This is a genomic window from Phytohabitans sp. LJ34 (assembly GCF_052068095.1).
In the GTDB taxonomy this organism is placed as follows: domain Bacteria; phylum Actinomycetota; class Actinomycetes; order Mycobacteriales; family Micromonosporaceae; genus Phytohabitans.
This window is the reverse complement of record NZ_JBQHDG010000012.1, coordinates 18,265-41,316: the sequence shown is the minus strand read 5'-3', so window position 1 is coordinate 41,316 and position 23,052 is coordinate 18,265. Positions and strand designations below refer to the sequence as shown.

Below are 23,052 nucleotides of genomic sequence, written 5' to 3'. Positions count from 1 at the left end.
ACCCCTGTTGCTTTCCCAGAGCGCCGATCCGGGAGCAGGCATTGTGGACAAACAGCGACCGTCGCGGCGGCCCAACGGGGTGAGCGCGACCAGCGGCGGACGGGCGAGGCCGCGGGAGCGGCGGTCTGGACCACGACGGACATCGCGGTAGCTCAAATCTTTGTCCTAAAAGGAACTTAGCGCCCGGCCACCTCGACTCCGAAAAGTCTCTAGAGGGGTTCGGGTCGCTGTAGCGACCCGAATCCTTCATCACAACACTCGCCAAGCCCTCTAGATGACTAGCTCCCTTGAGATCGCAAGCTGACGCGACGGGCGCGGACATTGGCCAGGTCATTGTCGCTATACAGGAGCACGACGCACCGGCCTTGACCTTGGAAACGGCATCACTTAGATTCAAGCTGTCTAGATAGCTTGACGGGGTCGAGGTGAAGTCCGTGTCAGCCGCGTTCGAGCACGACGTCGAAGAGGTACCGGTCGCCCACGTACGACGTCTCGGTGTACTCCATCGGGGCGCCCTGCTGGTCGAGGATCGTGCGGCGCTCGACCAGCAACCCGCCGCCCACCTTGACCTCCAGCAGCTCGGCGTCCAGCGGCGACGCGGTGACCGCCGTCAGCGAGCCGAGCGCCTTCGTCGGCTCCCTGCCGAGCTCGCGCGACAGCTCGTGCAGGGACGTGGTCGCCAGGTCGGCCTCCAGGATCGGTGCCATGCTGGGCGGCAGCACGGCCCGCTCCAGGGCCAGCGGGACGCCGTCGGCCAGGCGCACCCGGGTGACGGCGACCACGCGGTCGCCCGGCGCGAGGTGCAGCGCGCGCAGCTCGTCCGGCGCGCCCTCACGCAGCCCGGCGCTCAGCACCCGCGAGCTGACCACGCGGCCGCGCGCCCGCATGTCTTCGGTGAAGGACAGCAGCCTGTTCATGCCGCGGTGGATGTGGCGGTCGGCGATGAAGCTGCCGCTGCCCGGCACGCGATAGATCGCGCCCTCGTTGACAAGGCGCATGACGGCCTGCCGGGCAGTCATCCGGCTGACGCTGAACCGCTCGCACAGCTCGCTGTCGCTGGGCAGTGGGTCACCGGGCTGACCGGCGCCGATGAGCTTGCGGAGATGCTCCTCGATCACCATGTAGCGCGGGGTGCCGGCGCGAACCACAGCCGTTGTTCCCTTCTCTCCGAAACCGCCGTCGAGGTCACGCTACCGTATGTCTAGAGGGCTAGATAGCTGGCTCGGCGTCGATGTCGGCGGGACGAACATCAAGTGGGCGGTCCTGGACGGCGAAACGCTGGCCGACTCCGGTGCCACGCCGACCCCTCAGGACGGCGAGCGGGCCGTCGTGGCGCGGGTCGCCGCGCTGATCGCCGAGCGGGCCGGCGACGCGCGGGGCGTCGGCATCACGGTCCCCGGGCACGTAGACGAGGCCACCGGGCGGACCGGCATCGTGCCGAACCTGCCCGGTCAGTGGCGCGACTTTCCCCTGCGCGACGCCCTGGCCCGCGACACCGGACGGCACCTGGCGCTGCTCAACGACGCCCGCGCGTACGCCCTCGCCGAGCTGCACCTCGGCGCCGCGACCGCGCTCACCGACGCGCTCTTCCTCGTGGTCGGCACCGGCGTCGGCGGTGCCGTCGTCCTGCGGCGCGAGCTGCTCGGCGGCGCGGCGGGCCGGGTCGGCGAGGTCGGGCACGTCAGCGTCCAGCCCGGCGGGCCGCCGTGCGGGTGCGGCAACCTCGGCTGCGTCGACGCCATCGCCGGTGGCGCGGGGCTTGTCGCGGCCGCACGAGCCGCCGGGATCGGGCCCACGCCGGCGGACGTCTTCGCCGCGGCCGCGCGCGGCGACATGGCGGCGGCGGAGATCGTCGACCGGGCCCGCACCGCGATCGCGTACGGCGTCACCAACGCGTGCGCCCTGCTCGGGATCTCCGACGTCGTCCTCGGCGGTGGGCTCGCCCGGCAGTACCCGGGCCTGGTGGAGGTCGTGGGGCGGCACCTCGCCCGGGTGGCCCCGCTGATCGGGCCGTCGACGGTCCGGCTCGCGCACTTCACCGACCATTCCGCCGCGATCGGCGCCGCGATCGGCGCGCGCGAAACCCACCAACGCTTGGAGCACCCGTGAGATGGACTGAGCAGGCTCGCCGCGTTCTCGACGAGCTCGACCGGACCCAGCATGACCCGATCGAGCGGGCGAGCCAGATCGCGGCCCGGTCGATCGGCGCCGGCGGGTTGGTACACGCCTTCGGCACGGGGCATTCCCGCATCCCGATCGAGGAGCTGTTTCCCCGCTACGGCTCCTACCCGGGGTTCAGCCCGCTGGCCGAGCTGTCGATGACCTTCCACACCCAGGTCGTCGGCGCGAACGGCCAGCGCCAGGCGATGTTCATCGAGCGGGTCGAAGGCCTCGCGGACGCCATCCTCGCGAACTTCGAGCTGCGCCCGCGGGACAGCATGATCATTTTCAGCGCGACCGGACTGAACGCGGTGCCGATCGAGATGGCCATGGGCGCGCGGAAGGCCGGGCTGCCGGTCATCGCGGTCACCTCGCTGGCCGCGACCGACGCCGGCGCCGCCCGCCACTCCTCCGGCACCAAGCTCCGCGACCACGCCGACGTGGTCATCGACCTGTGCACACCGGTGGGCGACGCGCTCTGCTCGATCCCCGGGCTGGACACCCCGGTCGGCCCGGGAAGCACCCTCGCCGCCGTCGCCATCGTCAACGAAATCAAGGTCCGTACGGCCGAGCTGCTCGTGGCGGCCGGACGCATGCCCTCCGTGCTCACCAGCGGGCAGCTCGTCGGCGCGGAACGGTCGGCCGCGCTCTTCGAGGACGCGTACCTCGACCATGCGGCGCGGGCCGCCGCCGCGCTGCGCAAGAAGGAGCTGCGCTGATGCCGTCGCGCGTCCTCGTCGCCGGCGCCCGGGGCGGCATCGGCGCCGCGGTCATGGCGGCGCTGGAAGCCGGCGGCCACGCCACCCACGGCGTCGACCGGGACACGGTCGACATCACCGAGCCGGGCGGCGCCGAGCTCGCGGTGCGGCAGGCGACCGAGCGCCTCGGCGGCCTCGACGGCATCGTGCACGCCATCGGGATGAGCGGCCGGTCCATTGGGGACGGTCCGGTCACCGGGTGCACCGATCAGGCCTGGGCCGAGGTGCACCGGGTCAACCACGAGTCCGTCTTCCGCCTGCTGCGGGCCGGCATCCCGGCGCTGCCCCGCGGCGGCGCGGTCGTCGTGGTGGGCTCGGCGCTCGCCACGACGCTCGCCGACGACTTCCTCACGGTCGCCTACGCGAGCGCGAAGGGAGCGCTGGTGCCGCTGGTCCGGTCGGCGGCGTACGCCGCGGCGCCCTCGGGCATTCGCGTCAACATCGTCGCGCCGGGGCTTGTCGACACCCCGATGGCCGCCCGCGCGCTGGGCGACCCGGACATCGCCCGCTCGATGGCCGCGCTCCACCCCTTGAGCCGGCGGGCCCTGGAGCCCGCGGAGGTCGCCGCGACGATCCTCTGGCTGCTGTCGGACGCCGCCCGCACCATCACCGGTGCGGTCGTGCCCGCCGACGGCGGCTGGAACCTGCGTTAGGAGTGCCGCCATGCCCTTCGTCCAGACGGTTCGCGGACAGGTCGACGCCGGCCGCCTCGGCGCCGTCGACGCGCACGAGCACGTGTTCCTGTCCAGCCCGTTCCTGGCCGGGGAGCACTTCGACGACCCGGACCGGATGCGCGCCGAGCTGGATCTCGTCGCCCGCGGCGGCATCGACACCGTGGTCGACCTGACCACCGTCGGGCTCGGGCGCCGGCCCGCCGCACTGGCCGAGATATCGGAGCGCTCGGGCGTACACGTCGTGCTCGCCACCGGGTATCACCGCGACGCGCACTACGCCGCCGACCACTGGGTGCACCGCGAGGACGCCGGCGTCCTGCTGGACGTCGTGCTGACCGACCTGCGTACCGGCATCGACGATCGGGACTGGCGCGGGCCGGCACCGCGGCCGACCGCGGTGCGCGCCGGCGTGGTGAAGGTCGGCGCCTCCTATCAGCGGATGACCGCCGGCGAGCGGCTCCGGATCGAGGTGGGCATCGAGGCGGCCCGGCTCACCGGTGTCGGCCTCGCGGCGCACTGCGAGATCGGCACGCTGGCGGCCGAGATACTCGACCTCGCCGAGGCCGGCGGCCTGACCGCCGACCGGGTGGCCCTCGCGCACATGGACCGCAACCCCGATCCGGAACTGCACGGCGAACTCGCCGGACGCGGCGCGTACCTGCTCTACGACACGGTCGGCCGCGTCAAGTACCGGCCCGACTCCGACCTCGTCGCCCTGATCGAACGGGTGCTGGACGGCGGCCACGCCGACCGGCTGCTGCTCGGCACCGACGTCGGCCGCCGCACGATGCTGCGGTCGTACGGCGGCGGGCCGGGCATGGACGTGCTCGGCCGCGACTTCCTGCCCCGGCTCAGGCGGCGCGTCGGCGACGAGCCGGTCGACCGGATCACTCGCACCAACCCCGCCCGGTTTCTCGCCACGAAGGACGCCTCCTGATGCCAGCACCCGCGTTCCCAGTACTCGACGAGATCCGGACACTGCCCACTGTGGACGTTCTGGTCGCCGGCGGCGGATCGGCGGGTTGCGTGGCCGCGATCGCCGCGGCCCGGACCGGCGCCCGCGTGCTGCTCGTCGAGCGCCACGGCACCCTCGGCGGCATCGGCACGAGCGTGCTGGACACGTTCTACGGCTTCTACACGCCGGGGCCCAACCTGCACGTCGTCGGCGGCATCGCCCAGGAGGTCGTGGGCCACCTCACCGCGCGGGACGCGGCGTTCATCCGGCCCAACACGTACGGGGCGGGCGGCGGTGTCACGTACTCGCCGGAGGTCCTCACCATGCTGTGGGACGAGCTCGTCACCGGCAGCGGCGCGGACGTGCTGTTCCACGCCACCGCGCTCGACACGGCGACCGACCCGGAGACCGGCGCCGTCACCGACGTCCTGCTCGCCACCAGAAACGGCCTGCTGCGGGTCGCCGCGCACACCGTCGTGGACACCACCGGCGACGCGGACATCTGCGCGCGCGCCGGGGCCGGGTTCGACTCGGCGCGGCCGGACGCACCGGTACAGGCGCTCACCACCACGTTTCGGGTCGCGGGCGTCGACACCGAACGCGCCCGCTCGTTCCCGAAGGAGGAGCTGTTCGCGCTCATGGCGCGGGCCGCCCGCGGCGGCGACTACGACCTGCCGCGCCAGGAAGGCAGCATCCACCGCACCCCGGTCGAAGGCGTTTCGCTGGCGAACATGACCCGGGTCGAGGGCGTCGACCCGACCGACGTCCACCAGCTCAGCCGCGCCGAGATCGCCGGACGGCGGCAGGTCGGCGAGTACGTCCGCTTCCTGCGCGACCTCGTGCCGGGCTACGAGAAGGCGGCGCTGGTCGGGCTGTCGGCGCACATCGGCGTGCGGGAGGCCCGCCGGATCCACGGCGACTACCGGCTCACCGCCGAGGACGTGCTCGGCGCGCGGCGGTTTCCGGACGCCATCGCCCGGTGCGGCGCCCCGATCGAGGACCACAGCGGCGGCACCGACACCCTCTGGCGGTACATCCCCGACGACGGCACGTACGACATCCCGTTGCGCTGCCTGCTCCCGGTCGGGCTGCCCAACGTCGTCGTCGCCGGACGGTGCCTGTCGGCCAGCCACGAGGCGCATGCCAGCGCGCGCTCCATCGCCCAGTGCATGGCGATGGGCCAGGCCGCGGGGACGCTCGCCGCGCTCGGCGCCGCGGAAGGCAAGGCCGCGCGCGAGGTCGACGTGAAGACCCTCCAGGGCCGCCTCCGCGACGACGGCGCGATCCTGTAGGGCGGGGTTACTGTTCCACTGTGAGGTACGTGTCCCGGGTGCCACGGCCGCCGCTGGACCGGCTGGTCGACGATCTGTACTACCTCGAGGGCGCCCCGCCGTACCCGCGCTTCAAGCTGCCGCCCATGCCGTCCGCGGTGCTGATCCTCAATCTCGGCGACCGCTTCCTGATCGGCGACTCGGGAGTGTTCGCCGACGGATGCCTGCTGACCACGGCTACCCGCTACCTCGACTTCGCGTACCCGGCGTTCACCCGGTCGGTCGGCGTGCACTTCAAGCCGTGGGGTTGGGCGCCGTTCGTCGGGATACCCGGCTCGGAGGCCTGCGACCTGCCGCTGACCGTCGAGCAGGTGTGGGGCCGCTACGGCGACGAGCTGCGCGACCGGCTCGACGCGGCATCCACCCCCGGCGAGATGCTCGCGCTGCTCGAAGACGAGCTGCGGCGGCGGGTCGCGGAGGTGCCCGGCCTGGGGCTGGTACGGCACGCGAGCCGGAGGATCGCCGGCGCGTCCGGTGCGGTGTCGATCGGTGACCTGTGCGAGGACGCCGGTGTGAGCACCACGCACCTCGCCCACCGGTTCAAGCAGATCGTCGGCATCACGCCGAAGCGACTCGCGCGCACCTACCGGTTCGCGAAGGCCGTGCTCAGCGTCGACGCCGCCGCGAGGGTCGACTGGGGCGACCTCGCGTTCCGCGCGGGCTACTTCGACCAGTCGCACTTCGTCAAGGAGTTCCAGGCCTTCACCGGATGCACGCCGACGGCGTACCTGGCGCTGCGGCGGCGCTTCCTCGCCGAGCACCCCGGCAACGCCCTCGACGTCGGGCCGTTGCCCGCCGATTGATTTCTTACAAGCGCCCGCGCCGGCATCCGCACCAGAATCGGCACACCACGACGCGAGGAGATCCAGTGAGCAAGGTCATCATGGGCTGCGCCGCCGTCTCGATCGACGGTTTCATCGCCAACGAAAGCGACGACGTCGGCCCGCTCTTCGACTGGGCGGGAAACGGCGACGTCGAGTGGACCTGGAGCGGCGCGCCGGAGGAGCACCCGATGCGCAGCACGCGCCCCTCCATCGACTTCATCAGGGCCACGTACCCGCGCATCGGCTGTGTCGTGATGGGCCGGCGGACCTTCGACCTCACGGACGGCTGGGGTGGGGTGCCGGCCGCCGGCGAGCATGTCTTCGTCGTGACGCACAAGCCGCCGACGGACTGGAAGCACGCGGGGACCGCCCCGTTTACCTTCGTCACCGACGGGGTCGCGTCGGCGATCGAGCAGGCGCGGGCGCTCGCGGGCGACGACCGGATCGTCGACGTCGCCGCCGGGCAGATCGGGGGTCAGGCGCTGCGCCTCGGGCTCGTCGACCAGATCGTGATGAACGTCGTTCCCGTCGTGTTCGGATCGGGCCGCCCGTTCTTCGGCGCGATGGGCTCCGGCGACGTGATCACCTTGGACAACCCGACCCGGGTGGCCCAAGGCGACCGCGTCACGCACCTGCTGTACGACGTCAGCTGACGACCGCGGGGATGGGTGCGGGGGCTCGGAGCCGCGCTATCCGGTGCTCACGGAGTCGCGCGGTCAGTAGGTAGGCGGCCGCGGCGCCGACACCCATGACGAGACAGGCGATCCAGAGCAACTCCCCGTGGCTGTGCAGCAGGTATCCGGCGAACAGTGGCGCGGCGAACCTGGAGAGCTGGCTCGCCGACGAGAAGACCCCGAAGTACCGGCCCCGCAGGTGGCTTGGTGCGAGGCCGGCGACGCTCGCGTCGAGCACGGAGAAGTAGGCCATCTCGCCGAGCGTCCAGACCGCGACGGTCACCGCGTAGAACCAGGCGACATCGGCCAGTGCGGTCAGCCCGAAGCCGACTCCGACGAGGAACACGCCGAGGGCCAGGACCTTCGAGTGCGCCCGGTCGCGGATCAGCCGGGGCACGAAGAGCTGCCCGACCACGATCAGCAGGGTGTTGACGACGTAGATCCAGCCGTAGGCGGTCGCGTCCAGCCCGTCGCGCTGTACGGCCAACGGCAGTCCGGCGTTGTTCTGCTTGAAGATCAGTTGGAACACGAAGAACAGCACCACGAAGGTGAGGAAGACCCGGTCGCTCAGCACGTTGCGCAGCGAACCCGGAGTGATCGAGGACGTCGGCTCCGATCCGTCCGCGGTCGGCCGCGTCTCCGGTATCAGGGCGAACATGATCATCGCCAGTATCGCGACACCGGCCGCGTCGACCGCGAAGAGCAGGAAGAAGTCCGCCCGCATCGCCACCGGCGCGAGCAGTGCCGCGACCGCCGTGCCGATGTTGATCGACCAGTAGTTGATGCTGAACGCCCTGGTCCGGTCCGCTTCCGCGACCACGTCCGTGACCAGCGCGCTGCTCGCCGTGCCGGCGAACGCGATGCCTATCCCGTTGGCCAGCATCATCGCGATGATCACCGAAAGGTCGTCCGTCATACCCGTGCCGAGCAGCGAGACCATGACGACGAGGTAGCCCGTGATCGCGGTGCGGCGCCGGCTCCACCGGTCGGCCAGCACACCGCCGAGTGTGCTGCCGATGACGCTGCCCACCCCGGTTACCGCCAGCACCACGCCGACCTGCGCGGCCGTGAAGCCTCGCGCGCTTTGCAGGTAGAAGGTCAAGAAGATCAGCACGAACGAGGCGATGTTGCCGATCAGGGTGATGCTCCACAGGTACCAGAAGACCTTCGGCAAGCCGCCCGTGGTCTCCCGGAGCCAGCGCGTGATGACGTCCATGGGACGACCTTGTGGTTCTAGTGGCCCGAAAATAAGCTCCACTTCGATGGAGGAAAATTGGTCCACTTTCCGCGAGCTGCTGCTGCCGACCGCGGTGGGACCGCGCGGGCTCGAGCGCGCCCTGCGGGAGGCGATCCGCTCCGGCCACCTGCCCGCCGGGATCAGGCTTCCCTCCACCCGAGACCTTGCCGTGCAGCTCGGCGTGGCCAGGGGTACCGTGACCGCCGCCTACGACCAGCTCGCCGCCGAGGGCTATCTGGCGGCCCGGCGCGGCTCGGGCACCCGTGTCGCGCTCGCCTCGGTCACCTCCTCGTCCGCCGTGGCGGCACCCGCGCCGCCGGTTCGTTGGCACTACGACCTACGCAGCGGGATGCCCGCGCTCGGCGCCTTTCCGAGGACCGCGTGGATTTCCGCCTGCCGGATCGGGCTGGAGAGCTTGTCCGATCACGAGCTTGGTTACCCGGAAGCGGCAGGGCTCCCGGCGTTGCGCGACGAGCTGGCCGGCTACCTGGCCCGCGTCAGAGCGATGGCCGCCCAGCCGGACGACCTCGTGATCACGCATGGTTCGGCGGAGGCGTTGGTGCTTCTGGTCCGCTCGTTGCGGGACTCGGGCCACACCGAAGTCGCCGTCGAGGATCCGAGCTACCCGGGCCAGCTTGAGCTGATCATCGAGCACGGTCTGCGCCCGGTGCCGGTCCGGGTCGACGACGAGGGCCTGCGGGTGGCAGACCTGGAGCGCACCGACTGCCGCGCGGTCGTCGTGACCTCCGCCCACCAGTACCCGTTGGGTGTGGTGCTCAGCCCGCAACGCCGCCGAGCCCTCGTGCGGTGGGCACAGGCGGTCGACGGCCTGATCGTCGAGGACGACTACGACGCCGAGCACCGCTACGACCGCCCCGCTTTCGGTGCGCTGCAAGCACTTTCCCCCGAACACGTCGCCTACCTCGGCACCGCGAGCAAGACCCTCGCCCCGGCGCTGCGGCTGGGCTGGCTCGCGCTGGCCGGACCGCGCAGAGCCCAGATCGTCGAAAGCAAACGGCTTTACGACCGGGGCAGCGGCGTTCTCGAGCAGGCCGGGTTCGCCGAGCTACTGCGATCCGGCGGCTACGACCGGCATCTGCGCAAGACCCGCCGCCTCTACCGGCAGCGCCGGGACGCCTTGCTGGCGGAGCTCGCGACCCGACTCCCGGACTGGCAACCGGTCGGCATCGCGGCCGGGCTGCACGTCGTGCTGCGCCTGCCGGACGGCGTGAACGACCGCGAGTTGGCCAAGCGGTTGGCGGGCAAGGGGATCCGGCTCGCACCCCTGTCGGCGTACGCCATGACCACCGCGCCCTATCCGGGCCTGGTGATCGGCTACGGCAACGTCGGGGCGGACCGACTGCGAGCCGCTGCCGCCGCGATCGCGGGCGCCCTCAATCCCGTTCCACCCGGCTAGTGCGGTGGCGGCCGGGGGTGGTGCCGACGATCGCGGTGAAGGCGGCGATGAAGCTGCTCGGGTTCGCCCAGCCGCAGGCGTGGGCGACGCGCGTCGTGTCGTGGCCCTCGGCGAGCAGGACGAGCGCGTGGCCGATGCGCAGCTGGGTGCGCCATTCGTAGAACGTCATGCCGAGCTCGTCGTGGAAGAGGCGGCTGAGGGTGCGGGCGCCGGCTCCGACCCGCTGACCGAGCACGGCCAGCGGGCTGTTGTCCGCGGGGTTGTCGTCCAGGATGCGAGCTACGGCCCGCAACCGGTCATCGCGCGGCTCGGGCAGGTGGGTGGGCTGTTCATGCGCCTCGCGGAGCTCGTCGACCAGGACCCGGTGCAGGCGGGCGCGGGCGCCGCGGTCGAGCCGCCGGGTGCCGGTGAGGGTGAGCAGGACCTCGCGGGCGAGGCCGGAGGCGAGGAGCACTGCGGGGTGGGCGGGCGCGAGCCGAGCCAGCGAAGGCGGCAGGAAGACGATCCGCATGTCCGTCTCGCCGTGCGCGCGGTGGTGGTGGACGGACTGTGCCGGGATCCACGCGATCCGGTTGGCCGGAACGATCCAGGTGCCGCGTTCGGTGTGGATGGACAGCACGCCGCCGGCCGCGTACACCAGATGCCCGCGTGGATGGGAGTGTGCCCGGCTGGTCCCGCCCGACGGCCACAGGTGCACGCCACCGGAGGGCCATATCCGGGATTGGCGGGCTACCGGCATAAGTTGGCATTCTAACGGTGGGCCGCCGCGCCGGTGCCTGACGACAGTTCGACGCATGGATACGACGATGCGAGCGGCCGTGTGCGTGCGGCCGGGCGGCCCCGATGTCCTGGAGGTTCGTGAGCTGCCGGTGCCGGGGGTGCGGCAGGGCTGGAGCCTGGTCCGGGTGATGGGCGCCGGCCTCAACCGTTCGGAGCTGCGTACCCGTCAAGGGCATTCGCCGAGCGTGCGGTTCCCGCGTGTGCTCGGGATCGAATGCGTGGGTGTCGTGGCGACCTCGACCGATCCTTCGCTGCCGGAGGGCACGACCGTCGCGGCGGTGATGGGAGAGATGGGCCGGGCGTTCGACGGTGGTTACGCCGAATACGTGCTGCTGCCGAACCCGCTGCTGATGCCGGTGACCACCACGCTGCCCTGGGAGGTGCTGGCCGCGCTGCCGGAGACCTACCTGACCGCGCAGGGCGCCCTCGACGCGCTGGACCTCCGGCCGGGCGGGCGGTTGCTGATCCGTGGCGGTACGTCGTCGGTGGGCATGGCCGCCGCGTCGATCGCGCACGGCCACGGCGTCGAGGTCGCGGCCACGACCCGCCGGCTGGAGAAGGCCGGCGGGCTGACCGCGGCCGGCGTCGACCACGTGCTCCTCGACGAGGGCGGCCCGTTGCACACACCGTGGTCGGAGGGCCCGAGCCACGTCCTGGACCTCGTCGGGGCGAGCACAGCCGTCAGTTCGCTGCGCCTGGTCCGGCGGGGCGGGACCGTCTGCGTGGCCGGTTCCCTCAGCGGATGGCTGATCCGGGACTTCGAGCCGATCGCGATGATTCCCTCCGGTACCCGGCTCACGGCCTTCCACAGCGACGACGTCAAGGGCGGCGCGGGCACGGCCACGCTGGAGCGGGTCGTCCGCAACGTCGAGGCCGGCGTATACCGGCCGAATATCGACCGGGTCTTCGGCCTGGACGGCATCGCCGCCGCACATCGGTACATGGAGGACAACCTGGCCGCGGGCAAGGTGGTCATGCTGCCCGGCGGCGCGTCGTGAGCGCTGACCGCGTGGCGTCCGGCGGGGATTCCCTTAGGGACCTGTCGGCCGGGTCGGCGGGGGTGAACACTGCCCGGCAGCGCCCAGCGTATGCGCGCTCTCCGACCGGGAGCCGGTGCCTGGGCGCCGGACCGGGAGGTAGACACCCATGCCAAGATCCGACCAACAGACGATCGGCCGCCGCCGCCTGCTGCGCGGGCTCGGCGCCACCGTCGCCGGCACCGCCGGAACCCTCGCGCTGACCCGAGCCGAGGCGCTGGCCGGCGTCGACACAAGCCCTGGCCTCGAGCCGCTCGCCGAGACCGTCGAAGGCCCGGCGGTGCTGGCGGCGCCCGACCCCCGCTTCAGCCGGATGTTCCAGCTTCCGGCGTTCGCCAACCCCGGCTCGGCGGCCGTCCGTGAGGCGATGCTGGAGCTGGGCCGGGCCGGCGGCCTGATGGACGCCAAGGACCCGCTGCACGAAGGACCGATCCGGCTGATCACCAACCCCGAGCTCAGCCCCGACAACCGCGACCAGGACCTGCGCGACATGACCGCCGGCACGACGTTCGTCGGCCAGTTCCTCGACCACGACGTCACGTTCGACACGGTCTCGCGGCTGGGGGTGGCGACCGAGCCGACCCAGACGCGCAACACCCGCGACGCGCGGATCGACCTCGACTCCGTGTACGGCGGCGGGCCCACGGCCAGCCCCCAGCTCTACAGCTCGTCCGACGCCGCGAAGTTTCGGGTGGAGAGCGGTGGCCTCTTCGAGGACCTGCCCCGCATGAGTGACCGCACGGCGATCATCGGAGACCCCCGCAACGACGAGAACCTCATCATCAGCGGCCTGCACGCCGCCTTCCTGCTGGCGCACAACCGCACCGTGGACTTCCGGCGCGCCAACAACCTGCCGGGCGACGTGTGGTTCTACGCCCGCCGGACGATGATCCACCATTGGCAGTGGATCGTCGTGCACGAGTTCCTGCCGCAGATCGTCGGCCAGCCGCTGGTCGACGACATCTTCCGCAACGGCCTGCGCTGGTACCGCTTCGGGAATCCCACCATCCCGGTGGAGTTCCAGACCGGCGTGTACCGCTTCGGGCACAGCCTGGTGCGGCCGTCGTACCGCGCCAACCTGGCCGGAGACCGGGACGCCACCGGCGCGCCGGCACCGTTCTTCGGGTTCATCTTCGACCGGGCCGGGGCTGGGCAGCCTGACCCTGTCGACCTGCGCGGCCGGGCGCGGGCCCGCCGGCGGTTCGTCGGCTGGCAGACGTTCTTCGACTTCGGCGGCGACCAGACCCAGCACGTACGGCCGAACAAGCGCATCGACACCAACATCTCCACGCCGCTGTTCGACCTGCCGCTCCAGGCCATCGCCAGCGGCGACCCGCCGACCGCGCTCCCCCAGCGCAACCTGCTGCGCCACCTCACGTGGTCGCTGCCGTCCGGCCAACGCATCGCGGCGGCGACCGGCTCGCCGGTGCTCGCGTCCAGCAACTTCCCGGAACTCCGTGCGTTCGGCCTCGGCCTGGAGTCCAGCACGCCCCTCTGGTACTACGTGCTGCGCGAAGCCGCCGTGGTGCACAACGGGGTGCGGCTGGGACCGGTCGGCGGCCGCATCGTCGCCGAGACCATCCTGGGCCTGCTCGCCCGCGACGAGTTCTCGTACCTCAACACCGGGTTCCGCCCGTCGCTGCCGAGTAGTACGGCGGGCAGGTTCACGATGACCGACCTGCTGCGGTGGGCGCGCGTCGACCCCGCGAGCCGCCGCCAGTAGCGACCCGTCGAGTCCTGGCCGCCGGCGGGCGGCCAGGACACCACCGCATCCCTCCGATTCGACGTCGCACCCGAAGCGGCGGTGAAACAGCTTTGAAGTTGTTCGATCGTACGATCGTTTCCTAGATCGATGCGCCGCATCGCGCTGATCGGAGAGGCGAAATATGACGTATCTGAAAAGGTTGCTGCTGCTTGCCTTGCCAGTAGTCGCCGTCGTGTCGATGGGCACACCGGCGATCGCTTTGCCGGCGTCGATGAGCTACATCTACAACAAGCCCGAAAACCGTATCGGGATCGGAGTAATCTACTCCTGGCCCACCACTGCCAACTACGACGCCATCCTGCCCGCCGGCCAGCGGACCGACGGTCCCGTGCTCGACTGGCAGGGTGCCGGCGGCTTCTACATCGGCGCTGGATACTGCGCCGATCCCTACTACTTCAGCACCAGAGATGGCGGCTGGAGGTGGTACGGGTGGCCAGGACAGGCGGTAACGGTTCGCGGGCCCCAAAAGTACCCGACGAAAACCGTCATCGCCGGCGAGTCCACCGCGCGAAACGAGATCCGAGACCTTCGCCCGTGCTGATTCCGAACCGGATCGATTGATCAATTGCCTCACCCGGCCTGGGGTGAGGCAATTGACGCGTCGGGCACTCGCCCGGCCGCGGCCTACGCCGTATCAGTTCGTTTCCTCGTCGAGCAGCGGGGCGAGCCGCCGGAGGAGCTCCTGCGTACTGATATTGGGCGGCAGATCGATCGTGAGATCGATCCCGTCGCCCTTGACCGTGAGGGTTCGCGACGAGGGGGCTTGTTTCAGCCGCCAGCGGCGGATCGCGGCGGCGAGCTGCGGCGCATACTGCTTCAGCGCGACAAGCGTGACGATGCTCGCGGTGACGTTGACGCCCTCCTCGATGGCCAGGACGACTCCTTGGACGTCACGCAGACCTTCGTACGGGATGCCGGCGTCCCGCACTATCTCCTCGGGCAAAGCCAGTCTGACGCTTCTCATCATCACCTCGGACTCGGGCGGCGATGTCCTCACGGACGTCGTCCCTCAACTGCCGCAGCGTCGGCGCCGCGGGTTCCTGCGTTATGTAGCCCTGCACGTGCCGGATAGGGACGTCGTAAATCTGCCGGAGCGTGACCGGGGACTCGTTGTCGACGCCTTCGACGATGACCACTCGTGAGGCGTTCGCTTCGCCTCGGTCGCGCGAGTGCCGCGCGATCCGCTCGACGAACTGGAGCTCCGTGAGCGCGGTGGGATGGTGCAGGACCGCACGATCGACCTTGATCTGCGTCAGTGGCAGCTCGGCCATCCGGGAGAGCGACGCGTTGTCCGAGCCGAAGTCGTCGACGGCGAAAGAGATCTTCAGGTCGCGGCCGATCCGCACCAACCGTTTGTGGAAGTAGGCGTGTGGCTCGTCCGGCCACTGCTCGTCCGTACGCGGCTTGATCGGATCCTGCTCCGAGATCTCCAGCGTGACGCCCTCCGGGTTTAGCTCGGCCGCCTCGAGCGCGTGCTTGAGGGACTCCACGTACGAGTCGCTGAGCAGGGAGCGGACGGCGACGTTCACCGATACCGGCTTCGGTATGTCCCAGGGACAGTCGCGGTGTGCGTGGGCGTCGGCGTAGGCGGAGAGCGTCTTCGCCACGATGATCTGGTCTCGCTCGACGACCATGCGGTCGCCCCAGGCACGCGCCGTCTGCAACAGAGCGACCGGCGCACTCAGATCGGTCGGCGAGCGACGGGCGAGGGCTTCGTAGCTGTGCACGCCGACATGTCGGGCGATCTTCTCGAGCGTGATGATCGGCTGGAAGACGATGGTCAGAGATTCAAGCGCCTTCCTATGGAGTTGGCGGTATCGCTCGTAGAGGGGTCCGGGCAGGCGACCGAACGCCTTGCGGAGATCGGTCAGCACGTGGATCTCCGCCTCGTCGGGAGATGCCGCCATGTCCGTACGCCAGACGCTCTGGAGGACCTTTGCGAGCGGCTCACCCATTTTCACAAGCTCTGTCGACGGGTTCATCACCGCGAGGAGGAGGATGGTGTCCCCGTTGCGTTTCAGCGGAACCGTCAGCAGGGACCGCCGCTCGTCTTCGGCGTGATGCCCGGTCCAGAGCGGGTCCAGCGCGTTTCCAGCCCGGAGCAGATCCTGGACGTACTCCACGTCGAACCCAAGTGTTGCGTCGATTGCCTTGAATCCTGATGCCGAGTATTCGACAACCGCCACGGAATCGGCGTCCAGCGCTGATTTCAGGTACTCGACGCGCGGACGCGAATCACGGGCGCCGTACGAAAGCCGGTCGATCAGTCGGCGAAAAGCGGGAACGAATCCGTCGAGCGGGTTCGTCAGCGGTGTTGTCGTGATGTAGTCCGCAGGCGGCGGTGCGACATGGCGGCCCGTCTTCGACGGATCCGGTCGGGTCAAGACCGTGCCGCGTCCCCATGTCTGGGTGAAGAAGCCCGTGTCCGGGCTGATTTCCTGGCTCGTGACATAGGTGCCGAGGCTCTGGAACGTGACATGGCCGTTAGCGTCGGCCGCCTCGCCACGCAAGGCCTGAAGCGCGTGATACGTCAGAACACCGTGGCCCAGCGACGGATCCTCGCGGGCGAACTCATCGGCGGCGCTGGCCATCAAAGCGGTGTAGCGTGCCCTCTCCCGGCCACCCACGCTGATCATGTCGACGTCGCGGCCGGGCGCGCTGAACAGCGTCCCGGCGCGGCAGCAATCGAGGATCAGCAGTGCGTTTCCGGGAAAGGCCTCGAGGATGTCGCGCTTCAGAAAGGTCATCCGGAGCCCCGCGTCAGGATCGCGCGCGAGGGCCGACTGATTGAGCTCCGGCGTCACCAGGTAGGTGTCGGTAGCCCGGCTCCACGCGGGCGTCAACGAATGACCAGCGAAGTAGAAGACGAGCACATCGGATGTGCTCGACTCGCTCATGATCTCCATCAGGGCGCGCTTGATCCGCTCCGCGGTCGTGTCCGGTCCGACGAATAGTCGGACATCGCGCGGATCGAAGGTGCCCGTGCGCGGATCGCAGAGGGTTTTGTAGATGGCCTTGGCGTCGTCCTCGGCGTGATGCAGTCTGGGCAGGGCAGCCGACTTGCCGTTATTGTCCGCATCGCCCGCACTACCGGGGCCGTCCACACCGATAATTACCGCGAGGCGCTGATCTGTCACCGAACGTCTCCGAGCTAGTGCCCTCCGGATGCGGAGCGCTTTCCAATGCGGTGTTTGGTGATAGTAGCGAAACGCCGCCACCGGTCACGTTGATCAATGACGATTCGGGTCAACTGTCGTGATCAAGACCCGCGCTCCACGCACCCTCGATGCGAGACTAGGCACAGCGACCCACCAACGACCTCAGTGGAGCGACAATGGTCGAATTGACCGCATTGGCGTCGACCGCGGCGACGACGGTCGTTGCCGCGATGGCCACCACCGCCTGGGAGGCCGCCCGTGCGGGGGTGGCCCGCCTACTCGGACGGGGCAGCCCGCCGAAGACGGAGGCGGTCGAAGCGCAGCTCGATGACGAAGCGGATTTGGTGAGCGGCGCGGGAGCGGGCGAGGTCGCGCAAGTCCGCGCCGAGTTGGTGCCGGTGTGGCGGCGCAAGATCGAGCGGCTGCTGGCCGACGACGCGAACGCGGCTGTGGAGCTCAACGCGCTCGTCGACGAGATCCAGCGGGCGCTTCCAGCCGAGCAGCGGCAATGGGCCGACACCGTTGTCCAAAACAACATCGCGGTCGGGCCCGGATCGATGGCGGCCGGCATCATCGGCAGCGGCAGCATCATCCATCACGGCGCCCACGCTGGCGACCCGCCCGCTCGCCCACCGGCCTGAGTCCGTGGTCGGCGACCCTTCCGGCGGCGAGCGCCAACCGGGGTACATCGAACAAAACGTCTCCGCGGTCGCCGGTAACGCGTACGGCATCGTCGGCGACGCGGATATCCACGTCTTCGGTGACGGCCTGCCGGTGTATCTACTCACCCTCTACCGGTCCGCGCCGGCAACCGACGCGCGGTGGCTTCGCCAGTTGCCCAGCCGGATGCTCAACGCCCGTCACGAGGTCGTCGAGTTCACCGGCCGCTCGGCGGAGCTCGACGACCTCAAGCGGTGGGCGGTGCAAGACCACAGGTTGGCGGCGCGCTGGCTGCACGGCCCGGGAGGCCAGGGCAAGACCCGACTCGCGGCGGCGTTCGCCGAGGATCGCATCGCGGCCGGGTGGAAGGTCGTGGTTGCCACACATGGCCCTGGCACGGTGCTGGCGGGAGTGCCCCCGCAGCAGGATCTCAGGCTCGACGGCCACGCCGGCGTGCTGCTGATCGTCGACTACGCGGACCGCTGGCCGCTGTCGCATCTCACCTGGTTGATGAGCAACAAGCTCCTCCACCACGAGTTGCCGACGAGGATCCTGCTGCTTGCCCGCAGCGACAGCGTCTGGCCAAGAGTGCGCTCCACACTGGCCAACCACCAGGCCGACACCTCGAGCCAGCTACTGCGGTCGCTCGGCGCCGAGGGCGACGACCGCCGATCCATGTTCGCGAGGGCCCGCGACGCCTTCGCCGCCCGCTACGACGTGGCCGACCCCCAAGGCATCGGCCCACCAGGGTCGCTCGACGACCCAGACATGGGCCTCACCCTCGCGTTGCACATAGCCGCGCTCGTCGCGGTCGACGCACACGTCGAGGGCCGCAGACCGCCGGCCGACATGGCCGGGGCGACCGTGTACCTGCTCGACCGCGAGCAGTTGCATTGGGCGCTGTTGGCGGGCGACGGCACGCACGAGCTCGGCGGAGCGGGCGAGCGCCTGGCTACGCCACCTGAGGTGATGAACCAGGCCGTCTTCGTGGCAGCTCTCACCGGCATGCAGACGCAAGACGCTGCGGCGGTCGCCCTAAACCGGCTCAGCCCGGCGATACCGCCCGAAGTCATACTCACCGACCACGCCCTGTGCTACCCACCGGCGGACGCCAACGCCGCGCTGGAGCCTCTCTATCCGGATCGGCTCGCCGAAGACTTCCTCGCACTGACCCTGCCGGGTCACCATGCCGACTACCCGCAACAGCCGTGGGCATCGTCGGCGGTGCCCACGCTGTTGCAGGGCGAAAACAGCTTGATCCCCAACTTGTCAGCCGCCGAGTGTTTTCCCGACGAAACCGATCTCTGGATCCCGCGGGCCATCAACTTCCTCGCCGCCGCCGCCGCGCGCTGGCCGCACGTCGGCACCGACCACCTCTATCCATTGCTGCGCCAGCGCCCGAGGCTGCTGGTCGCGGCCGGCGGAGCGGCGATGCACGCGTTGGCTCGCATAGACGACATCGACATGGACGTCTTCGAGTCCTTCGACAGGCACATGCCCCAAGTCCAGGTCATCGACATGGACGGCGGCGCCGCGGCCATCGCGGACAGGTTGACGGCGCACCGGCTTGCCACCACGTCCGATGGCCGGGCCCGCGCTGACATCTATCGCGGCTACGCCGACCGGTTGGAGCACGCCGGCCGCCGGGCAGAAGCCCTCGCCGCGACGGAGAAGTCGCTGGCCCTGCTCCGGGAGACGGCCACCAACCGCGAGATCGACCCGTACGATCTCGCCGGGGCGTTAACCGTCGCCAGCTACCGGCTTTCCCAGGCCGGGCGGCACGACGAGGCGATTGCCAACGCTCAGGAGGCCGTAGACCTGTGCCGGACTCTCGCCGCCAACGAGCGCCGACCATCGATTTTCACGAGGTACAACGAGCGACGCCGCAGCAAGATCCGCAGGGGAAAGTCATCGTTCACTCCCCAACCCGCCGATCCTCCCCCGCCCCTCGCGTTGGTGCTGAACAACCTCAGCCTGTGCTTACTGGCGGCCGGGCAGGTCGACGCGAGCCTGACCGCTGCCAAAGAAGCCGTCCGTCTCCTCCGCCGCATGAACGTCATGGGTCCGACGTGGGGCTTGCCGGAGCTCGGCTCGGCGTTGGTCACCCTCGGCAACAGCCTGTCTCAAGCCGGACGTGACAAGGATGCCCTCAAGGCGATTGAAGAGGCGGTGTCGATCCGCCGCGGGCTGGTACGCAGTGGACCGGCGATACACTACGCCGACCTCGCCATATCGCTCGGCAACCAGGCCCGAGCCCTCATGCGTCTCGGCCGCGGTGACGAGGGGATCGCGGTGGCGGCGGAAACAGCGGCCATCTATCGGGACCTGGCCGAAATAGACCCCGCCGCCTTCGGCGCCGACCTGGCCGCCGCGCTCTGCTATCTCGGGATCTGCTTCGCCCAAACCCAACGTCACGCCGAAGCCGCCGACACGGCAGAAGAGGCGATCACGGTAGCTCGCCGGCTCGCCCGCCTCGACCCGAGCATCGATCCCACGGCGGCGCAGGCATTGGCCCCGACCGACCTGACCTCCCTTCACACGGCGCATCACCGTCACATCGAGACGATCGCGACAGCCGAAGAAGCCGTCAGCCGGTTTCGGCAGGCTGTCGCCCTGGACACCCAAGCCGACGCCGAGGACTTCATGCTTGCCCTCCACTATCTGTCTGAAGCTCTCCGGCAACTGGGCCGTGTCGACTAGAGATCTTTCGGGATCAGGGTGGCGCCGCGGTGGTGTGCCTCAAGCTTGAGTTTGCCCGGGTCCGTGTCAGCCGCGGACCGCCGCTCCCGCCGGAGTACGCGCGGGTCGGCGGCGAGCTGGCGCTCGCCGAGATCCCCGACCCGCGCTGCCAGGCCCGTGCCGCAAGCCCACCGGGGGCCGGACCTTGCCGGACGGGGTGCCCGCAGGGGTCGGTCCGCCGCTTGGTTACACGGCGTCACCGGCCTGAAAAGGCGCTTCCGGATCTAGAACGGTTAGGGCTGATATAGCGCCCTAAACGTTCTAGATCTCGAAGCTCGCGCCGCGGACGCCGTCTCGATGGCTAATGGCGGCAACGAAAGCCGCTCAACGCTATCGCCGCCGACTAGAGGAAAGGGACGCCGCGGTCTCGAAAGCTCGATGCCGTCGCGGCCCATGCCGCTGCCGCCGCGGACCCACCCTTCCGCCGCCGGTCACGCTCACCGCCAGGGACACACGGCTCCTTTGTCCACAATGTCCATTGCCGAAGCGACCGGCACCAGACCCGACAGAGGCGCCACCACCGCCAGTAACCGCCACAGCGGGCGTGAACCACGTCCGACCCCGACGCCGATGACGCCGCGTCCGGATGTCGTAGGTAGGGGCTTGCCCCGCGCAGCTGGCAGTGGACGGCCGGGGATTTCGGCTCGCCCCGCGAGCCGCCGGCCGGGAGCGGTGCCCGCGGGAGCATACGGTCTACCGCTGACACGGACCTGGGAAAAATTCTGCCTCGGATTTGACCGTGCATTGTGGACAGCTCGCGGACCCCTGAGCCTGAAAGGTCCCTAGTGGGGTGGCCAGCGTCGAAGCAAAGACCTGATCTTGGGCGTTCGGGGGCAGATGGGTCGGGTGGTCGTTTGCGCGACAGCAACTCGGCGGGAGATCTGACAGCATGCAGCCCGTCGACCGGATTTGTCGTGTCCGGTCTCCGCGACATCGCACACCTGAAACGGGGAAGGAGTGCCAATGACTCGTACGGTTTTGCGTGTCATGGCAACAATCACCACAGCTGTCACCGTGACGGCGCTCGCACAGGCGCCGGCGCACGCCGACGATCCGACAGTGATCACAGGCCATGTTTCTTCGAACACCACCGGCGGCACGGTCACCGACGGCTGCGTCACGGTGTTTCAGGCGGACACGCCGGTCGAGGTGGCGACGGACTGCCTCGACGAAAACGGGCAGTTCACGATCCCCGTCACTCCCGGAACGTACAAGGTACGCGTGCGGGCGACCGGCTTTCCGGAGCAGTGGCTCTTCCGGAGCAGCACCTTCGAGCGGGCGACCCGGTTGGAGGTGACCGAAAGCGGATCGTCGAACATCGTCATCCTGTTCGACGGCTTCGCCGACATCGCCGGCCGCATCGTCCGATCCGACGGCGCTCCCGTCGAGAACGCGTCGGTGACGGCGACCAGCGTCGCGAACGGTAGCCAGACGTCCGCCACCACCGATGCCGACGGCGCCTACGCGATCGTCGACCTGGCGCCGGGGCAGTACACGGTCTTCACCATCACGAACAACCTGGGCTCCCAGTGGGCCTTTGCCACGAAGGTGTTCGAAGACGCGACGGTCTTCGATCTCGTCGCCGGCGAGGTGCGGGTGGTCGACGACACCATGCTGCCGTTGAGCACCGTCGAGGTCGTCATGGTCGACGAGAAGAACGGCAAGCGCATCACGCGGGGTTGCGTTCGGGTCAGCGATCGGCCCGGCGGTGAGTCGTGCGAAAACGTCAACGGCGTCTTCACCGTCAGCGGTGTGCCGGCCGGTGACTACGAGGTCAGCGCGCAGCCCGAGGGCACGCACTGGCCAGCCACCGCGGCGCTGACCGTCGAGCCGGGCCGGACCCAGCGCATCACCATCGAGGTCGAGCGGGCGACCGCGTTCGTCACCACCGTCAAGGAGTCCGCGACCGGCAGGCCCGCCGCGGGTGTGTGCGTCCAGTTCGGCGAGCCGAACCTGAGCCCCGCGTTGTTCAGCAAGGGTTGCAGCACCGAAGATGGTCGACTCGTCATCGGTCCGCTCGACGGCACCGTGCGGACGCAACTCTTCGCCCTGCATCCGCAGGACCGGTACGGCGCTCAGTGGGTCGGTGCCCGGGGAGGGACCGGCGACCAGCGCAAGGCCGTTTTCTTCACCGCCGAGAACGACAAGGCCATCACGATTCCCGCGCTGCGCGTCGACCCGCCGGGCTCGATCACCGGCGTGGCCCGGGACAGCGTGACGGGCGCTCCGTTGGGAGGCGTGTGCGCGTTCCCCTTCGCGCTCTCGTCGACGATCGCACTCGACCGGCAGGTGGGGCCGCACTGCTCCAACTCGACGGGCACATACACCGTCAACGGGCTCGGGCCGTACGCGTGGCCGGTGTTGCACATCGCGGTATTCCGGCCACAGTACGCGTGGCTCTGGTCCGGCGGAGCGTCCGACCGCTTCGCCGCCAGGTACATCCCGGTGCGGCCCGGCCAGACCACCACAGCGGACATCCCGATGGTGCCGGGCGGCACGATCACCGGGCGCGCGTTGACGTCGACCGGCGAGACGGCGTTCGCCCACGGCATCATCGCCCGCAACGTGCGAACGGACGACCTCGCCGCATCACCGACGAGCAGCTCCGACTTCCAGACCGGCGGGTACGTCCTGCGCGGCCTGGCCACGCAGGACGTCACGATCGAGTACTTCGTGAGCGAACTGACCTGCTGGTACGACGCAAACCGCGACGAACGAAACGCCAACCCGGTCCACGCCCAATCGGGCGCCGCGACCACCGGCATCGACCTGGTCGACTGTTCCGGATAACCCGCGCACCGACGGCGTTCCTCCCACCGCGCGTCGGGGGAGGAACGCCGCGGTCCGCTTGCCACCGGTCAGCCGGACCCGGACGGCGCCGGG

Annotated in this window: 19 protein-coding genes; 14 read left to right on the top strand and 5 right to left on the bottom strand. The window is 69.9% G+C overall.

Translation table 11 applies throughout. The features are described 5' to 3' along the window. Positions 1-437 precede the first annotated feature (437 nt). Positions 438-1,148 (bottom strand): GntR family transcriptional regulator, encoded by a 711-nt coding sequence (locus ACTMTJ_RS21745; RefSeq protein WP_441219352.1) that lies wholly within the window; start codon positions 1,146-1,148, stop codon positions 438-440. Positions 1,149-1,197: 49 nt separating this feature from the next. On the opposite strand from ACTMTJ_RS21745, the gene ACTMTJ_RS21740 reads away from it, so the two are divergent. The 7 genes from ACTMTJ_RS21740 (at position 1,198) to ACTMTJ_RS21710 (ending at position 7,355) form a co-directional block, all read left to right on the top strand. After that, positions 1,198-2,109 carry an ROK family protein gene (locus tag ACTMTJ_RS21740; RefSeq protein WP_441219350.1) on the top strand — a complete coding sequence of 304 codons (912 nt, stop codon included), beginning with the start codon at positions 1,198-1,200 and terminating at the stop codon, positions 2,107-2,109. Next, a complete protein-coding gene (locus tag ACTMTJ_RS21735; RefSeq protein WP_441219348.1) occupies positions 2,106-2,879 on the top strand; it encodes a sugar isomerase domain-containing protein in 774 nt (257 codons plus the stop codon). The genes ACTMTJ_RS21740 and ACTMTJ_RS21735 overlap by 4 nt, the downstream gene beginning before the upstream one ends. Further along, on the top strand, positions 2,879-3,571 hold the full coding sequence (locus ACTMTJ_RS21730) for an SDR family oxidoreductase (RefSeq protein WP_441219346.1): 693 nt from the start codon (positions 2,879-2,881) through the stop codon (positions 3,569-3,571). Before ACTMTJ_RS21735 ends, ACTMTJ_RS21730 begins: the two co-directional genes overlap by 1 nt. A 10-nt stretch (positions 3,572-3,581) precedes the next feature. Then, positions 3,582-4,529: a phosphotriesterase family protein gene (locus ACTMTJ_RS21725; protein ID WP_441219344.1), complete on the top strand. Its 948-nt coding sequence runs from the start codon at positions 3,582-3,584 to the stop codon at positions 4,527-4,529. Beyond that, positions 4,529-5,839 (top strand): FAD-dependent oxidoreductase, encoded by a 1,311-nt coding sequence (locus ACTMTJ_RS21720; protein ID WP_441219342.1) that lies wholly within the window; start codon positions 4,529-4,531, stop codon positions 5,837-5,839. Before ACTMTJ_RS21725 ends, ACTMTJ_RS21720 begins: the two co-directional genes overlap by 1 nt. Before the next feature lie 20 nt (positions 5,840-5,859). Then, positions 5,860-6,681 (top strand): helix-turn-helix domain-containing protein, encoded by an 822-nt coding sequence (locus ACTMTJ_RS21715; RefSeq protein WP_441219340.1) that lies wholly within the window; start codon positions 5,860-5,862, stop codon positions 6,679-6,681. A 65-nt stretch (positions 6,682-6,746) separates the two neighbouring features. Further along, on the top strand, positions 6,747-7,355 hold the full coding sequence (locus tag ACTMTJ_RS21710; protein WP_441219338.1) for a dihydrofolate reductase family protein: 609 nt from the start codon (positions 6,747-6,749) through the stop codon (positions 7,353-7,355). Here ACTMTJ_RS21710 and ACTMTJ_RS21705 read toward each other — a convergent pair. Further along, positions 7,348-8,592 (bottom strand): MDR family MFS transporter, encoded by a 1,245-nt coding sequence (locus tag ACTMTJ_RS21705; RefSeq protein ID WP_441219336.1) that lies wholly within the window; start codon positions 8,590-8,592, stop codon positions 7,348-7,350. The genes ACTMTJ_RS21710 and ACTMTJ_RS21705 overlap by 8 nt on opposite strands. Positions 8,593-8,638: 46 nt before the next feature. Here ACTMTJ_RS21705 and pdxR point away from each other — a divergent pair, with 46 nt between their 5' ends. After that, on the top strand, positions 8,639-10,030 hold the full coding sequence (gene pdxR / locus ACTMTJ_RS21700) for a MocR-like pyridoxine biosynthesis transcription factor PdxR (protein WP_441219334.1): 1,392 nt from the start codon (positions 8,639-8,641) through the stop codon (positions 10,028-10,030). On the opposite strand, the gene ACTMTJ_RS21695 is transcribed toward pdxR, so the two are convergent. Beyond that, on the bottom strand, positions 10,008-10,769 hold the full coding sequence (locus ACTMTJ_RS21695) for an AraC family transcriptional regulator (RefSeq protein WP_441219332.1): 762 nt from the start codon (positions 10,767-10,769) through the stop codon (positions 10,008-10,010). The two genes, pdxR and ACTMTJ_RS21695, sit on opposite strands and share 23 nt — an antisense overlap. A 55-nt stretch (positions 10,770-10,824) precedes the next feature. Here ACTMTJ_RS21695 and ACTMTJ_RS21690 point away from each other — a divergent pair, with 55 nt between their 5' ends. The 3 genes from ACTMTJ_RS21690 (at position 10,825) to ACTMTJ_RS21680 (ending at position 14,153) form a co-directional block, all read left to right on the top strand. After that, a complete protein-coding gene (locus ACTMTJ_RS21690; protein ID WP_441219331.1) occupies positions 10,825-11,808 on the top strand; it encodes a zinc-binding dehydrogenase in 984 nt (327 codons plus the stop codon). Positions 11,809-11,956: 148 nt separating this feature from the next. Then, the gene (locus ACTMTJ_RS21685) at positions 11,957-13,570 is read left to right on the top strand and encodes a peroxidase family protein (protein WP_441219329.1); all 1,614 of its coding nucleotides are present in this window, start codon (positions 11,957-11,959) and stop codon (positions 13,568-13,570) included. A gap of 163 nt (positions 13,571-13,733) precedes the next feature. After that, positions 13,734-14,153, top strand: coding sequence for a hypothetical protein (locus ACTMTJ_RS21680; RefSeq protein ID WP_441219327.1), 420 nt, complete (start codon positions 13,734-13,736; stop codon positions 14,151-14,153). A 93-nt stretch (positions 14,154-14,246) separates the two neighbouring features. Here ACTMTJ_RS21680 and ACTMTJ_RS21675 read toward each other — a convergent pair whose 3' ends face one another. Then, positions 14,247-14,540: a hypothetical protein gene (locus ACTMTJ_RS21675; RefSeq protein ID WP_441219325.1), complete on the bottom strand. Its 294-nt coding sequence runs from the start codon at positions 14,538-14,540 to the stop codon at positions 14,247-14,249. Continuing rightward, a complete protein-coding gene (locus tag ACTMTJ_RS21670; RefSeq protein ID WP_441219323.1) occupies positions 14,503-16,749 on the bottom strand; it encodes an EAL domain-containing protein in 2,247 nt (748 codons plus the stop codon). The genes ACTMTJ_RS21675 and ACTMTJ_RS21670 overlap by 38 nt, the downstream gene beginning before the upstream one ends. Positions 16,750-16,946: 197 nt before the next feature. Here ACTMTJ_RS21670 and ACTMTJ_RS21665 point away from each other — a divergent pair, with 197 nt between their 5' ends. From ACTMTJ_RS21665 to ACTMTJ_RS21655, 3 genes are all read left to right on the top strand, one after another. After that, the gene (locus tag ACTMTJ_RS21665; RefSeq protein ID WP_441219321.1) at positions 16,947-17,411 is read left to right on the top strand and encodes a hypothetical protein; all 465 of its coding nucleotides are present in this window, start codon (positions 16,947-16,949) and stop codon (positions 17,409-17,411) included. Positions 17,412-17,415: 4 nt separating this feature from the next. Continuing rightward, complete coding sequence (locus ACTMTJ_RS21660) at positions 17,416-20,130, top strand: hypothetical protein (protein ID WP_441219320.1); 2,715 nt, start codon at positions 17,416-17,418, stop codon at positions 20,128-20,130. 1,098 nt (positions 20,131-21,228) lie between these two features. Next, positions 21,229-22,959, top strand: a complete 1,731-nt coding sequence (locus ACTMTJ_RS21655; RefSeq protein WP_441219318.1) for a carboxypeptidase regulatory-like domain-containing protein — start codon at positions 21,229-21,231, stop codon at positions 22,957-22,959. Positions 22,960-23,052 lie beyond the last annotated feature (93 nt).